The sequence below is a fragment of the Saccharobesus litoralis genome (genome assembly GCF_003063625.1).
GTDB lineage: Bacteria > Pseudomonadota > Gammaproteobacteria > Enterobacterales > Alteromonadaceae > Saccharobesus > Saccharobesus litoralis.
In genome coordinates this window covers 3,934,037-3,948,458 of the sequence record NZ_CP026604.1, presented here as the reverse complement: position 1 = coordinate 3,948,458, position 14,422 = coordinate 3,934,037, and the positions used below count along the sequence as shown (strand labels likewise).

11 protein-coding genes are annotated in these 14,422 nt (G+C 41.2%); 4 read left to right on the top strand and 7 right to left on the bottom strand.

The window, feature by feature from the left end:
- Positions 1 to 326 precede the first annotated feature (326 nt).
- Positions 327 to 2,855, bottom strand: a complete 2,529-nt coding sequence (locus C2869_RS14300) for a glycoside hydrolase family 2 TIM barrel-domain containing protein (protein ID WP_228710674.1) — start codon at positions 2,853 to 2,855, stop codon at positions 327 to 329.
- Positions 2,856 to 3,146: 291 nt separating this feature from the next.
- On the bottom strand, positions 3,147 to 4,961 hold the full coding sequence (locus C2869_RS14295) for a sulfatase-like hydrolase/transferase (RefSeq protein ID WP_108603583.1): 1,815 nt from the start codon (positions 4,959 to 4,961) through the stop codon (positions 3,147 to 3,149).
- 184 nt (positions 4,962 to 5,145) lie between these two features.
- Between C2869_RS14295 and C2869_RS14290 the strand changes: the two genes are divergently transcribed.
- Together C2869_RS14290 and C2869_RS14285 are read left to right on the top strand one after the other, a co-directional pair.
- A complete protein-coding gene (locus C2869_RS14290; RefSeq protein ID WP_228710673.1) occupies positions 5,146 to 6,852 on the top strand; it encodes a sulfatase-like hydrolase/transferase in 1,707 nt (568 codons plus the stop codon).
- Positions 6,853 to 7,013: 161 nt separating this feature from the next.
- Complete coding sequence (locus C2869_RS14285; protein ID WP_108603581.1) at positions 7,014 to 8,255, top strand: ABC transporter substrate-binding protein; 1,242 nt, start codon at positions 7,014 to 7,016, stop codon at positions 8,253 to 8,255.
- A gap of 327 nt (positions 8,256 to 8,582) precedes the next feature.
- Here C2869_RS14285 and C2869_RS14275 read toward each other — a convergent pair whose 3' ends face one another.
- From C2869_RS14275 to C2869_RS14265, 3 genes are read right to left on the bottom strand one after another with little or no spacing between them, the layout of a single operon-like run.
- The gene (locus tag C2869_RS14275; RefSeq protein WP_108603579.1) at positions 8,583 to 9,305 is read right to left on the bottom strand and encodes a FlgO family outer membrane protein; all 723 of its coding nucleotides are present in this window, start codon (positions 9,303 to 9,305) and stop codon (positions 8,583 to 8,585) included.
- Positions 9,305 to 9,787: an LPP20 family lipoprotein gene (locus C2869_RS14270; RefSeq protein WP_228710672.1), complete on the bottom strand. Its 483-nt coding sequence runs from the start codon at positions 9,785 to 9,787 to the stop codon at positions 9,305 to 9,307. Before C2869_RS14270 ends, C2869_RS14275 begins: the two co-directional genes overlap by 1 nt.
- Positions 9,787 to 10,434: a FlgO family outer membrane protein gene (locus C2869_RS14265; protein ID WP_108603578.1), complete on the bottom strand. Its 648-nt coding sequence runs from the start codon at positions 10,432 to 10,434 to the stop codon at positions 9,787 to 9,789. Before C2869_RS14265 ends, C2869_RS14270 begins: the two co-directional genes overlap by 1 nt.
- A gap of 107 nt (positions 10,435 to 10,541) precedes the next feature.
- On the opposite strand from C2869_RS14265, the gene C2869_RS14260 reads away from it, so the two are divergent.
- Entirely contained in the window at positions 10,542 to 11,861 is a 1,320-nt protein-coding gene (locus tag C2869_RS14260) for a flagella assembly protein FlgT (RefSeq protein WP_108603577.1), read from the top strand.
- A 364-nt stretch (positions 11,862 to 12,225) separates the two neighbouring features.
- On the opposite strand, the gene C2869_RS14255 is transcribed toward C2869_RS14260, so the two are convergent.
- Both C2869_RS14255 and C2869_RS14250 read right to left on the bottom strand, forming a co-directional pair.
- On the bottom strand, positions 12,226 to 12,600 hold the full coding sequence (locus C2869_RS14255; RefSeq protein WP_159084186.1) for a hypothetical protein: 375 nt from the start codon (positions 12,598 to 12,600) through the stop codon (positions 12,226 to 12,228).
- On the bottom strand, positions 12,557 to 13,258 hold the full coding sequence (locus C2869_RS14250) for an AAA family ATPase (protein WP_108603575.1): 702 nt from the start codon (positions 13,256 to 13,258) through the stop codon (positions 12,557 to 12,559). The genes C2869_RS14255 and C2869_RS14250 overlap by 44 nt, the downstream gene beginning before the upstream one ends.
- 345 nt (positions 13,259 to 13,603) lie before the next feature.
- Between C2869_RS14250 and C2869_RS14245 the strand changes: the two genes are divergently transcribed.
- Positions 13,604 to 14,320 (top strand): hypothetical protein, encoded by a 717-nt coding sequence (locus tag C2869_RS14245; RefSeq protein ID WP_159084185.1) that lies wholly within the window; start codon positions 13,604 to 13,606, stop codon positions 14,318 to 14,320.
- Positions 14,321 to 14,422: the final 102 nt, after the last annotated feature.

Genomic DNA, 14,422 nt, shown 5'->3' with positions numbered 1-14,422 from the left:
CGTCACTACAACATGTGTTTCACATTTATTTTTCAATTTAACTATTTGAAGCTTTTGCGTCGATTTACTGGTGGTAATACTAGTACCTTTTCAATTTAATTTTGATTAATTGAAACAAGGCTAGCTATTTTTGTAGGTTCGACGCTCGCGTCGTATTTTAGGCATTGACGAAGCAGCAGCTTCGATCTACAAAGAATTCAACTGATCATTTCTTTCTGGAAAAAGTACTAGATTGCTGCAGGGTGAAAGCACTGAAATAGCGGGAATGTTGGGAATGGCGAGGGCTAACCGATATTTTTCAGTGCTTTATTTATGTTTTGTAAGCGCTATTGTGCGTATAAGGTAATGGGAGCTATGGTTAATCCTTCAGCATAAGCACGAATATTAATTTTGCCTGTTACCCCTTTTTTGCTTTTAACAATTAGCATGGCTTTGCCACTAAATGCACGGCGATAATCTGCTTTGAACGGTTCAATAGTGGCTGAATCTCCGTTGCCTACCGCTGCTATTTCCCCTGCACCTTCAACAAAAAAGCGGATCTTGTTTTCGGCTGTTGGCACTAAGTTGCCTTCTTTATCTAAAACATCCACAGTAACATACGATAGGTCAGCACCATCTGCTTTTATGTGAGTTCTGTCAGGTAACAACTCGGCTTGTACCGCTTGCCCTGCCGTTTTGATGATTTTTTCAGCGACTTTGCGGCCTTGGTTATAGGCAACCACTTTTAACTCACCTGGGTGATAAGCGACATCCCACCGTAAACGATAAGGCGTTTTGTAGTCGGGGCGGTTTTCTGCCTTCCACCATCTAAAATCAATCGGTAATTCGGCTTTGTCTACCCCTTTAACCTGACGACCAAACGATTTGCCGTTAACAAACAACTCAACTTCTTCAGCATTGGTATAGGCGTAAACTGGAATCGTTTTACCTTCCATATTCGTCCAATTCCAATGAGGTAACACATGCACCATTGGCGTTTGCGTCCATTGGCTTTGATACAAATAGAAACGGTCTTTAGGAAAACCCACTAAATCGACCGCACCAAACGACGAACTACGCACTGGCCAATCGCCATTCCAATAACCATTTTTACTGTGATCTTTGCCGCCGTACGGCGTAGGTTCACCTAAATAGTCAAAGCCCGTCCAAATATATTCGCCCATTACATGCGGGTTGCGAGCTAAGTATTCAAACTCAATATCCGGTGGATAAGCCCATGATGGACCAATGATGTCATAGCTGGTTACATAACGTGAATCATGCGTTTTATATTTTTCCATTGGCAAATGATACTTGCCGCGCGTACTGGTTACAGATGAGGTTTCACTAGCAAGCACGATCCAATCAGGATGATCTTGTTTAAAATCGTCATATAGCGTGGGTTTATAATTTAAACCGACAATATCGACTTCGGCCGGTAGTTTATTTTTTATCGCGCCAAATGGGTTATTAAAGCCCACAGCGACTAAGCGATTTGGATCTTCATCATGGGCAATCTCGGTTAGCATTTTTGCGACTTGCGCGCCATGTTTATTGGCTTGCTCCATAATTTCGTTGCCGGTGCTCCACATGATCACCGAAGGACTATTACGATGTTGGCGGATCATGTCGCGCAGATCACGTTCTGCCCATTCATCAAAATAAATTTGGTAACCGTTTACCACGGTCCGTTTTTCAATTTTCCACACATCAAACGATTCCACCTGCAACAATATGCCCATTTCATCGGCTAATTCGACCATTTCAGGTGACGGCGGGTTGTGTGACGTACGCACCGAGTTAGCCCCCATAGCTTGCATAATTTGCAGTTTACGTTCAATTGCTCGGCGGTTGGCAACGGCACCTAATGGGCCGTTATCGTGGTGTAAACAAACACCTTGAATAGGCACTTTTCGCCAGTTTAACCAAAAGCCATCGTCTTTCTTATATTCAATATGGCGAACACCTAAGGTAGTCGTGTAGTCATCCACTACCTTGCCATTGCGACTCACTTGAGTTTCTATTTTGTATAGATAAGGATTGTTGATGTCCCATAAAATAGGCTCAGATATAGTAAACTCGTGATTTAACGTTTGTTGAGATTTGCCAGCTAAGTTCGCTAGCTGTGATTCTGCTTGAGCAACTACGTTACCTTGGCGATCACGAATAACATGGCGAATATGCGCACTTGTCGTTTTACCCAAGTTATTCAGTTTTGTTTCTAACTTAACTTTAGCTAGTTCACGGGTCACGGTCGGTGTTGACACAAAGGTGCCCCACTTGGCTACGTGTACGGCATCATTTATCTCTAACCATGTGTTACGGTAAATACCGGCTCCAGCATACCAACGCGCCGAAAAATTTTGCGGGGCAAGGCTAACAGCAATAACATTTGGCTTATCACCGTAATTTAAATAAGGTGTTAAGTCATATTCAAATGCAATATAACCAAAAGGACGATTGCCGAGTAAATGGCCGTTAATGTAGACATTGGAATCATACATGGCTGCATCAAACGTTACCGAAACGTGTTTGCCTTTTGCCGAGTGTGGCATAGTAAAAGATTTACGATACCAGCCATGGCCAAAAACCGGTAAGCCGCCATTGCGCGCATTGTATTTATTGTCAAAAGGGCCTTCAATTGACCAATCATGTGGCAAAGTGACAGGCTGCCAATTTTCGTCATTGTAGTTAACTTGTTCTGCGCCAGGTAATTTCCCTTTACTGAAAAGCCAATTGTCATTAAAGCTTTGTTTAACACCCACTGAACTTGCCAATACTTGCCCACTAAATAGGCCGATCAAACTCAAGCAAGTCAGCAGCATTAAGCGTTTTAAGCTAACATTTTGTCTGCTGATATTTTTGTTATTTACCATAGTTAATTCCGTTGTTGTCTTGGTGTGTCAATTGTGTTTTGTGTAAACGAACAATTAATATAGTCAAAGCGATCAGGTTTTAGGGGAAGCCGTCAAGCTTCGAATCCCCATGAGCATATGCTCTATTATGTGATTGGGGTGAGTAAGCGCTGACAATGAACCATAAGACCTGAGCGAGAAGACTAAACATAAAATAAAGGAGGCATTAGCCTCCTATATCTATCTCAACTTGAATTATTATTTTTATATTTGATAAATCAATTTTATAAACACATCTTTACATGTTTTAAATTAGTTTACATATAAACGTTTCACCGCCTTAACCCCATTTTTGTAAAAAGTTTTTTTACGGTTAGCGGCCAGTGGATAAGCGTCGTCCCACGAATAGATAGTGATTTCGGTGCTTCCAGCTTTATGCGCGGTCACACGACCAAATTTATCAACACTGGCTACTTCAGGATGACTCGACTGCCATATCACGCCTTGACGTTTAGCGTTATAAGGCTTGACTTGATACGTTAAATCGACGGTTTGACCAACTTTTAAATGCGGGTCAAGATCATTAATTGTCAAACCAGTCACACGCGCTAAAACATTGGCTTGTAACACCTTACCAAGCTCGTCGTAAGCCGCTCGCTGCTCAGCTGTAAGCGTATCAATATTCAGCCCGCTGAAACGTTTAATACCCCATTTGCCGTTAACAACTTTATCACCGACTCGCTCTAATCTATCGGTACGCAGATCAAAAAATCGGCCTGTCGGAAATTCTTTGCTCGGCGCATAACGCTTAAAGTCTTTATTGAACGCGTAAATAATGCCAACATCATCCACTTTGTCGTAAGTGTTATTACCAATAAACCAAGTGTATATATGTTTACGTGGCTCGCCTGCGGCACCTTTGGCTTGTGGCCAAAAACTAATGCCATCTACCTGATCAGCCTGTGGCATTTCAATACCCGACGCCTCAGCAATTGTTGGGTAAATATCGGTTAAATTAACTAAGCCATCGTAAGTACGATAAGTGTTGTCTTGACTTGCTGGGATCACACCAGGGTAATTTAATACTAAAGGAACATGTAAACCATTATCAGCATTACCGCCTTTACGACCCGGATATATCGTGCCATCGGGTAAAATATGACCAAAGGTTTCTTTAGTGGCATTATCGCCCATTACGACAATAAGGGTGTTGTCACGTAAGCCCTGCTCTTCAAGCTTGCTAACCACTTTACCGATTAATTTATCCATGTATTCGATCATGTCCGGAAAATAGGTTCGATCGTCACCGCGCTTATTGTTGTAGTCCGCATTTTCTGGGAAGTTGTCAAAAATAGAATTGGGCTTAGTGTCCGGTGTCGGTTTGTGGTCATCGTGAACCAAGATCATCGGGTAATATAAAAAGAAAGGCTTGTCTTTATTGGTTTCAATAAACTTTAACGCCGCGCGGTTAACAATATCAGGGCCATACCATCTACGACCCGTTTCAGGATCGACATCCGTACGCTTATTGTAGTTAACCGTTTTACCATTAATAACTAAATTCGGATTTATAAAACGCTGCCCTTCGGTGACTACATCAAATGCGGCATAATCGTCCCAACCAAATTGACTAATATAGTCCATACCTGGGATCTCCTTAGTACCCCGCGTTTGCTTCCACTTGCCATATAAGCCAGTGGCATAGCCTGCTTTTTTAAAGGCATCACCAAAAGTAATATCCGAAGCGTGCTGAGACTTAGGTTTTAAATAATTACGATCATTATTTTTACCGCTCATCAACGCAATACGGGTATTTTCGCATATTGGATAAGCAAAGGCATGATCAACACGTAACCCGCCTTGCGCTAAAGCGTCAATGTTAGGCGTGCTGAACTCTTTATTAGTAAATAAGCCATCATACGAATGTAACTTATTGGCACCGTAAGCAGTAACGCCGTAATGGCTTAAATCGTCAATTAAAATCAGTACAACGTTAGTGGGTTTAGTCACACTTTTAGTTTGCGCATCGCTAGTGAGATCGACACTTTTATTAACCGGTAGATCTTGTGATGAACAAGCGGCTAAGCCTAACGCCGTTATTAATGTAGTGAGCAGTTTTTTAGTCATTTGATAAACAGTCCGAGTCGAAATGACACCAAATCTAAACTTAAGTTTACATTTGCAATCATGTTTTTATATCCAATCAATTGTATAATTCCAGTTATCAATTAGCAACGGTGTAAATGTAAAGTTTATATTTTGTAGCTAATAAATTTGAACTATCGAAAAGTACATCAGTAAATAATTAAGCATGAATAGATTAATTAAAACGGCAAATCAACTCACTCGAATAGGGTCAATCAGCCTATTGATAGCGGCTTACTACCTAATGGCAAACAGTGCTATTGCGCAACCACAGCCTAATATTGTTTTGGTACTAACCGATGATCAACCCTATGGTTACTTGGGCGTTACCGGTAATAAAATAGCCAAAACACCCAACATAGATAATTTAGCCAATCAGGGCTTATTGTTTACCAATGCTCACGTTACCAGTGCAATCTGTACACCGAGTCGCGTGTCGATATTGCTGAGTCAATACGAGCGTAAACACGGAGTTAACTTTAATTCAGGTACAGCTGTGGCTGAAAAAGCTTGGTTGCAATCCTACCCAGTTTTACTAAGACAGTCGGGCTATCACACGGGTTGGGTGGGTAAAAATCATGTCCCTGTCGGCGAAGATGGCTATGCAACAGGTATCATGGAAAAAAGCTTTGACTATTGGTACGCCAGTCATGGTCATATGCGCTTTTATTCAAAAGACACCCACCCTATTTTTAAAGAAGCAGAAAACGACACTCAACTAGAAATAGTGTCAGAAGGTATTGCCGATTTTATGGATACCAACGAATACAGATTCAAACGCGCGCAAACCTTTTTAGATGCACGGCCTAAAAACCAGCCTTTTATGTTATCCATTAATTTAAACTTACCACATGGCGCTGGCGCCAGAGAAATGGCACAAAGAGACAAAGACGATGATATTTATAAATCCTTATACCGAGATAAAAATATCCCGCTGCCTAAACACTATGTCGCTAAAAAAGACATTAAACAGCCTAAGCTGCCTGCCGATCTGCTAAGAGCAAAAGACAGACAAGTCGGTTATAACTACGTGGATACAGAAGAAGATGTAACCGAAATGCTGATCCGGCAAAATCAAGCCATGACCGGCATTGATCGACTAGTTGGTCGTTTGCAAGACGAGCTTAAAAGACACAAGGTAGACGATAACACAATTATTATTTTAACCTCTGATCACGGTTTGTTTATGGGTGAATTTGGCTTAGGCGGCAAAGCACTTTGCTATGAAAAAACCACCCATGTACCGTTAATTATTTATGACCCAAGACAAACAGCAAAACAACAAACTAGCGATGCGCTTGTCCAATCAATTGACGTAGCGCCGACTATTTTGTCCTATGCGGGGGTAACAGCACCTAAATCGTATCAAGGTGAAGACTTAAGCGGTTTTTATACTCATCAAACCAAAACTCAACGTGAATATGTATTTACCGAAAATTTATGGTCTACCCATTTTGGTAACCCGCGCTGTGATGCTATTCAAGATAATCAATGGAAGTACATTCGCTACTATGCCAATCACAATTTATCGGCTAATGACAAAGTGAAAATTGCTAAGCAAATGGGCATGAAACCGAGCAAAGTTTTATACGGTTATCATGATGCGGCAATTACGCAATATCGCCAGTTTGTAGAAGGGCCGCTGCAAGGTGAATCTGCGGTTTATGAAGAGCTCTATCATATCGCTCAAGATCCTGACGAATTAAACAACCTCGTCAACTCTAGCCAACATCAAGATAAACTAGCTGAAATGCGTAACGCTTGGCTACCGGTTATTCAGCAAGCTCGCGGTTCTGGGTTTCCTCATGTTGTGCGCTACACAGTTGACTCTCAACTAGAAAAACGCAGTAAAGGCAAAGCGAAAACCTATTAATGCCCCCATAACGCAGGGCGCGCCTAATCGCCCTGCATATTGACTATTTAGTTTCTACTTTTTCCAACTTCTTTTTCAACGGTTTTTCCAAAGTCTACGACTTGTATTAACCTCAAGCTGAGCTAAATTTTTAATACAAACAAATAAAAGTTTGGATCAGAATGACACGCATAAGGTTGGCTGTTTCGATTAATATCCTACTCTGGCTGGCCTTTTCGACTCCTTGCTTTTCTTCCCCCAACATAGACAACTATGTGATTTTTGCTATTAATGCGGGGCCGCAATCTCAAACAACGTATTACCCACTCATTCGTGAGTTTGAGCGAGAAAGCGGCCTAAGAGTCGCTAGACGTTCACTTACCGATATGAAAACCCTAGATAATCCACAAAATTGGTTTAACGAACACAACAAACCTTTAGACGTTATCATAGCCCACGCCTCAAGACGCTTAAAACACTATTACGATTCCGGCCACATTTATGACTTAAGCAAATTTTGGCAACACCATGAATTAGACAAACAATTTGGTAACCTAAAACAAAACGTACAACATCAACAAGGTATTATTGGCATTCCTTATACGTTATCGAGTTGGCAAATATTTTATCGTCGGCAATTTTTCAAGCAATATGCTAATGAGCCTAAGCACATACAGGATCTACTGCCTATTTGCCAAGCCATGCAAAAAGATGGGATCACGCCATTTCATATCATGGCAAAAGCACCATGGACAGCCATGGCTTGGTTTGAATATTTAACCCTGCGCACCTATGGCTTAGATACCTTTAATAAACTAATGGCTGGAGACATCAGTTATTTAGACAGCAAAGTCGATACTGTCTTAACTCATTGGCAACGACTTATCGAAGCTAATTGTTTCGACGAAAGGTACGGAACCATGTCTTGGCAACAATCCATTCCTTTCTTTTTACGCAATAAAATTGGCATGATGTTTATCAGTAACGCCTTGTTATCTAACCACAGTAATAGTCAAATTAGGCAAGATCTCGACTTATTTACCTTTCCTAAAATTGCCGATATTCCGCGCTATGAGAGTGTGCCACTTAACGTATTTATTATTAACAGTAATACCGAAAATCCTAATAAAGCGTTAAAGTTGTTGGCCTATTTATCAAAAAAACAAAGCTTAAAAGCCATAGCAAAGGGCATGTCTCGTCTTACGGCCTATCAAAATATGGATGTGAACTACGACCCCATTACACAAAAGATCGTTAAAAATATAAAAACGGCAGCAGGCCATTCAGGCTTTTTTGACCGCGAAGCCCTGCCCGAGTTTGAAGTGGCAAGTCGCCCACTGTTTATCGCTTTTATGCGAACCGGTGATAAACAAGTACTTATGACCAAGCTTGAGGCGTTAAGGAAAAAGTACTACAAAAAGTAGTTATTTCTGGAAGTATGGGGGTAAACCGCTCACGCCAAATCACAGATCCGTTGAAATAAACTTCAACAAAACCTGCACCTTGTAGGTCGAAATTTATTTCGACAATAGCAGCAAAGCTGCTACTAAGCTTAGGTTCTAGCTGCAATATTGCTTTATATTCGCAACTTTTACCTTGGTAATATTCAACCATACAAATGGTCTATCTATACACTTACAGCCGGAAAATACGCTTTGCTTGAACTGATTTAGATTAAAAATGAAACTTAAGATTGTAGCTTGTGGTGAGGATTTTGGCGGGGTAATCACCCCACCCTTTGCTTAGGTTATTTAACCTTGTGAAATAGTAATGCCATCTTTTTTACTAAAGTGGCGTATTTGTTCTGTTGCAGAATGAGGAATAAAGCCTTGAGCACTCGCCACTACAGCGCGAGATTCAATACCCACCACGCGTGCATGCACTTCAATACCTTGTGATTTTAATGTGTAAGTTCCCATTAAAACATATTCAATTGGGTGCCATTGTCGTAATTCATCAATGTCACGACTTAAGCCAAAATCACCCGTTTCAGTTACACGGATGGTACCGGTTGATTTGTAATCAATTACCGATAAACCCAGCTGTTGTGCTTCATGTAAAAAATTCTCAGCTAAATGCAGACCGATTAAATCAGTCTCTTCTAAATTTGAATCCACAGGCACAAAACTCGCAACAGCAATTGGTGTTTGCTCTGTCACGTAACGCATGTTTTTAATCAGTTTAATCGCTAGCGCTTCTACGTAATCACTAATCCGTAAATTAGCTTCACTAGAAATATTACTGTGATACTGAGTTAAATACTGATGAGGATCACGCGCCCAATGCCCCATTAGCTGTGCATCTTTATGGCCTGCAAACGCTTCAGAGCGAATTAATCGGTTTTCAGCTTGGATCTGCTGCAAGCTTTTAGGCTGTACATTTTTATTTATCGGAAACACCTGATCCGTTAATTGACAGCCTGAAACAATGGAAGCAACCGCCATTGCAACCGCAGTTTTAGCTAAGTTTTTCATTATAAATACCTCGCTTTAATGGCTTTTGATTGTCCATTAGTGAAAGCTCCTATACGGTAAATATCTCGTAAATTGAGCTCTAATTCTGTCACGTATATACCATCTAACTGATAAGTTTTAACAATACGCGCGCCTTTAATTACCCCACGTACTGACGTTTTAATACTTTCATTGCCTAATACTAAATCAGCAATGCGCGTATCACCGGTTAACTTATGGCCATATACTTTTTCTGTTAATTCTCGATAGGCATCCAGTTTAGAAGCCTTAATCGCTTTGATCATTTTAGTGGATTTATCTTGCCCCAACTGGGTTTGAATTGGCGCATAACCAGTTGCTGTTACAACGTAATCTTCTTCAGGCAAAATATACTGCCATTCGCTGTGTTTATTGACATTAATTCTTGACGATTCACAGGCGGTTAAAAGCACTGCAAGCACCAGCAAAATAAAGGCATTTTTAACCATCGATAAAACCCTCATTAATATGTCCTACGTCGCTCGCCTTTGTGATGTAAAAATCCATCACGCAGCCCGATATTGTCTTCTGTCCAAAACACATTGCTAGGCACAAAACCTTGAGCAGCAGATACCACTTGCTGCTCACTGAATTTAATTAATTTAACGTTAACTACCGCACCGCGTTCATGCTCAGTTAATGTGCCAGATAAAATATAACGGGCATCAACACGACTTTTTAACTCGCTTTTATTGCGGCTCCATATTTTATCGCCTTGCTCATTCACTTTAACCTGTTCCATTAGTTTGTGATCGACCACAGCAAACCCTCGCTTGGTTAATTCATACACAAAGCCTTCTTCCAATTGTCCACCTAAACTGGCTAGCGGATGGCCTGATTCTGGATTATTTAAACGTGTTTTTTGATCAACAAAATTGGTGACTAAAATTTTACCTGCCAATTTATTAGCACTTAAATTGAGTAATAACTCATCAGCCAACATATAGGTATAAGCTTTAACTGACAATTCGCTTATAGGCGCCGCATAATAATTTTCTGCCGAATGCTCGGGTGGCTTAGGCATCTGATAACTGTGTGTATTGGTAAAAGTACAGGCAGACAAAATCGCTGCTACGCCTGTTACAAACCAACACTTAATTAACCGCGTCATAAATTTGTCCTGTATCGGCAAAAGTCGCTTTCTTAACTCAGATAAGCATATTTTGTTCCAATAATGCCATTTACTATTAAATTAAGCAGCTAACCTAGATATTTGGCATGAATTTGGCACTATTTCCATTAACAGGACAAATATCAGTAATGAACACCATTATGTTCAACTTTTTGACAGTGACTAAAAGAGCTCGCTCATTTATGCAAAATTTAAGGTTTGATCTTCGGCTTATTAATACCGCAATTAGCCACATAGCTTGCCTAGTGACTTGTCTGCTGGCCATAACTTTACCCAGCAAGGTTTACGCCACTTGGTACGAGTCTACCGGCTCGGCTCATATCAAACGCGGCAACACACAATTAGCCCGACAAGACGCAGTGCGCTCCGCTGTCAAAGACGCATTACTATTTGCCGGTGCCACTGTGCAAAGTGCGCAGCAAGTGACAAATGGTTTACTCACCCAAGATAGCTTTGAAGTGCGCGCCAGCGGCTCGGTAAACGACATACAAATTCTTAATGAATACGTGGAAGACGGCAAAATTTTCGTTAACCTACGGGCCGATATTTTTGCCGATGAGCGGCAATGTTTTACCTCTCAGTATCGCAAATCCGTCGCGTTGTTACCGGTACAGTTGCAACATGCTAGCCATGCTAAAGTCGGTGCGGTTTATGAGTTTCCTAAAGTGCTTACTGAAAAACTGTTCAAACGCTTAAGTTCAGCCACAACTCAAGTTGATATAAGAGTGCTGGCTAACAACCGCTTGAATGTTGTTGAAAACAAATCAACAAATCGGGTTTATTCAGCTCGACACGAACTAGCAGAAGTCGCTAATCAAACCGATAGCCAATATATTGTTGCGGGTATCATACGTGATATGACAATGACAGAAGAGCCAACCACCAGTAGTTGGAATGGTTTATTCAAATCGACTGCTGAGCGCTATTTTGATCTGGAATTGCGCCTTTACAACGGTTACACAGGTGAAAAAATACAAAGCCTAGAATACGTTATGCAAGCCCAATGGCCCTTTGATAACCGCCGTACAGTTGACCCAACCAGTCGACGTTTTTGGGATTCAGATTATGGCCAAGCCGTACAAGAACAGATAGTAAAAATGACAGGCGAGTTAGACTCTGTACTGAAATGCCAAGCCGCCAACGCAAAAATATTGCAGGCCGCGCCCGATTCCATTCGTATAAACTTAGGAAAAGACAACGGCCTGCAAGTCGGCGACAAATTCAAAGTTATGCATCATGCCAGCTTTACCGACAAACAAGGCATAGTGCGTCCGCATTTTGTGATCAGTCCTTACGACATTGTGATCACTGATGTATTTCACCAAACAGCAGTAGGACGCTCACCCACTGAACAACTACTCGGTAATGTCCAAGTTGGCGATTTTGTAAGGCAAATTAACCTTTAGATAAAATTAACTATTCAGCGTAATATGTTTTACGCGCCTTAGTATTGCTAATTACCTCGTCTTTGCCGTGCCTACAGGACGTAGGTACTTAGGTTTCGTCTGGAACAAGAAACCTGCGAATGCGGTAATCTAGTGACTTTGTTTAGTAAACGCGAGCTTAGTTTACTTTAATAAAGGCACTGGATACCTGAATACTCAGGTATGACGGCGATTTTAATACCTGTTGGTAGAAAACCCTTTTGTGTACAAACAAGTTGAATAGTTACTATCGAGTTTTATTTATACAATAGCCGTAAAACGGCGACAAACTGGCTTCACGCGCCAACATACCTTAAATTCCCAACCCTTGCCTAGGCTGTCAGAATCAACCTGAATTTAGGTTTTTACTCGCATTTGACGTAGTTAATAACAGCTCCAATTGTCGAGTGTGATTAGCCTGCAAATAACGTGTCATTTCTCTAATTAACTGAGACTTATTAAAACCCAATTCATCAGCCAATTTAGCAATACCCTCGCGCGCTGCTTTATCCAAAGTAAAAGTGCAAGCACTAAATCGCCTAATTCTTCGTGCCGGCGATTTAGGCTTACCCTCGACAAGCGCACGGTTGTTATCTGCATGTTCAACTTGATTTACTAAGCCTTGTGCGTACAAAGTGGCATCGTCAATAAAACTATCAACGCTCACCACTTTTAAATTAGACGGCGGTCGGTAATGTCGTTTCAGATCCGCAAACCCCATGAGCTACCTCCTCTGCCTCAACTAAAATAAGCTCATCAATAATATGACGGATCTCATCAGCCGCTTTACCTGAAGAGTCAAGCTCAAGTACTGAAGCGCCTTGCTCTTCACTGTCATCATAAATATTGCGCGCATAGGTAACAGCATTTAACACATTCAAGCCGTAAGACCGACAACATTCCTTAGCATCTAAAATCCGGTTAGCTTGTGTCGGTAAAGATGGGCATTGTGTCATCACCACAGTGGCTTTCATATTCGGGTTGATCATAGAACAAGCCGACACTAGCTCCTCCATATGAGGTAGGGTTTTTAAATCTCGGCGTTTTGGCCGAAGTGGCAACAAAATATGCGTCGCCACTGACATGGCTGCTCGCAGTGTAGTACTGTCTTGACCACCACAGTCAATCACTACCACATCGTAGTGACTCTCAAAACTCATGAGTTCGTAACGAATTTTTCCATAAAGTTGAACACAATTAATCCATGCTAACTCAGGCATATTGTGTCGAGCTTGGATCCAATCAGAAGTGGTGCGCTGGGGGTCACAGTCTACTAGCATTACGCTAGCGTTCTGTTCGTGAGCAAAATACACGGCAAGGTTTTGAGCAAGACAGCTTTTACCACTGCCGCCCTTCTCGCCGCCAACGAGCAAAATCATAAGGTTGTCCTCAAGATACTACGACGAGCAATTCCTCACTCATCATCTTAAAACAAAAAAATAGTTGAACGAAAATCGTCCAATCCCATTGAGTATAGAACGAGTTTTATGACATAGTAGAAAGATAAGCACTTCAGACACAAAAGCGTTAATTAGTTCACATTGCTTCCATATTTTCTGCACAATTTGTCCAAATGTGGAGGAATTATGAAATGGTTAAACCTCCTACCACGCCCGCCACATAAGGTTTTGTGACCAAGTTCAAATACAAAGTTTACAGATTTACTACAATACACTCATTGAAAAAACAAACCCGCTAATGAGCAGTAAAACAAGGAAGTAAAAATGAGAACTATGACCAGACCAGCAAACTCTGCAATGACATTTAACCAGCAGAACGACTTTAATAAAATCCGTCAAGAAACCAAAAAACGCATGGCAACATCAACAAAACGCAAAGTAAAACCGATTACCGTGCAAGAAAAAATCTTGCAATGGAAACAACAATCAAACTTTAAAATGCGTTTGGTATGGACACTGGTTGTATTAACCGTCATCTACGCTGCTGGTGTTGGCTCATCAATTTCATCACTTGTCTGGTTGTTTGAAAGCGAACCAGAAAAACACCTAGCTGCAAAAAAGCCAGCAACACACGAAAACAACGCAATACAAACTCAAACTATTGAGCAACCGCAACAACCAAGCATTCAATATTCAGAGCCACAACAAACAGCCATGTCGCAATCACGCGCCAAAGAAGTGTTAACCCTAGCCAATGCAGAAACCATTGCGAGCTTAGGCCAATACTTTCGTCGTAAATTTGTTGGTGGCAACTGGTATTACATGGGAACCGAATCAGAGCCTGGATTAGTTAAAGCTTATATTCAGATCCCAGAGCGTATGGAAATGAACGAAACGCAAACATCAACTTATATCCAAGTTGCCTTGTGCCCTAGCCGCGGCTATAAAACACTCTGGCAATCACTCGACACCACCCAACTCGAAGTTCATTTATACTCAACGGTTAAATCATCTTCTGTATCAGCCGTGTGTAAAGCTTAAAAAAACAGCACTTAAACCACAAAACAGCGGCTTACGTAAAACAAACGTTTACTTAAGCCGTAACGCTGTAATACAATATTCCTACCAAGACGAATAACGTTT

Coding starts and splice junctions, on each gene's coding strand:
- C2869_RS14300 (WP_228710674.1), bottom strand. CDS start 2,855: ATGGTAAATAACAAAAATATCAGCAGACAAAATGTTAGCTTAAAACGC.
- C2869_RS14245 (WP_159084185.1), top strand. CDS start 13,604: ATGAGAACTATGACCAGACCAGCAAACTCTGCAATGACATTTAACCAG.
- C2869_RS14270 (WP_228710672.1), bottom strand. CDS start 9,787: ATGAGGGTTTTATCGATGGTTAAAAATGCCTTTATTTTGCTGGTGCTT.
- C2869_RS14290 (WP_228710673.1), top strand. CDS start 5,146: ATGAATAGATTAATTAAAACGGCAAATCAACTCACTCGAATAGGGTCA.
- C2869_RS14260 (WP_108603577.1), top strand. CDS start 10,542: ATGAATTTGGCACTATTTCCATTAACAGGACAAATATCAGTAATGAAC.
- C2869_RS14275 (WP_108603579.1), bottom strand. CDS start 9,305: ATGAAAAACTTAGCTAAAACTGCGGTTGCAATGGCGGTTGCTTCCATT.
- C2869_RS14265 (WP_108603578.1), bottom strand. CDS start 10,434: ATGACGCGGTTAATTAAGTGTTGGTTTGTAACAGGCGTAGCAGCGATT.
- C2869_RS14285 (WP_108603581.1), top strand. CDS start 7,014: ATGACACGCATAAGGTTGGCTGTTTCGATTAATATCCTACTCTGGCTG.
- C2869_RS14295 (WP_108603583.1), bottom strand. CDS start 4,961: ATGACTAAAAAACTGCTCACTACATTAATAACGGCGTTAGGCTTAGCC.
- C2869_RS14255 (WP_159084186.1), bottom strand. CDS start 12,600: ATGGGGTTTGCGGATCTGAAACGACATTACCGACCGCCGTCTAATTTA.
- C2869_RS14250 (WP_108603575.1), bottom strand. CDS start 13,258: ATGATTTTGCTCGTTGGCGGCGAGAAGGGCGGCAGTGGTAAAAGCTGT.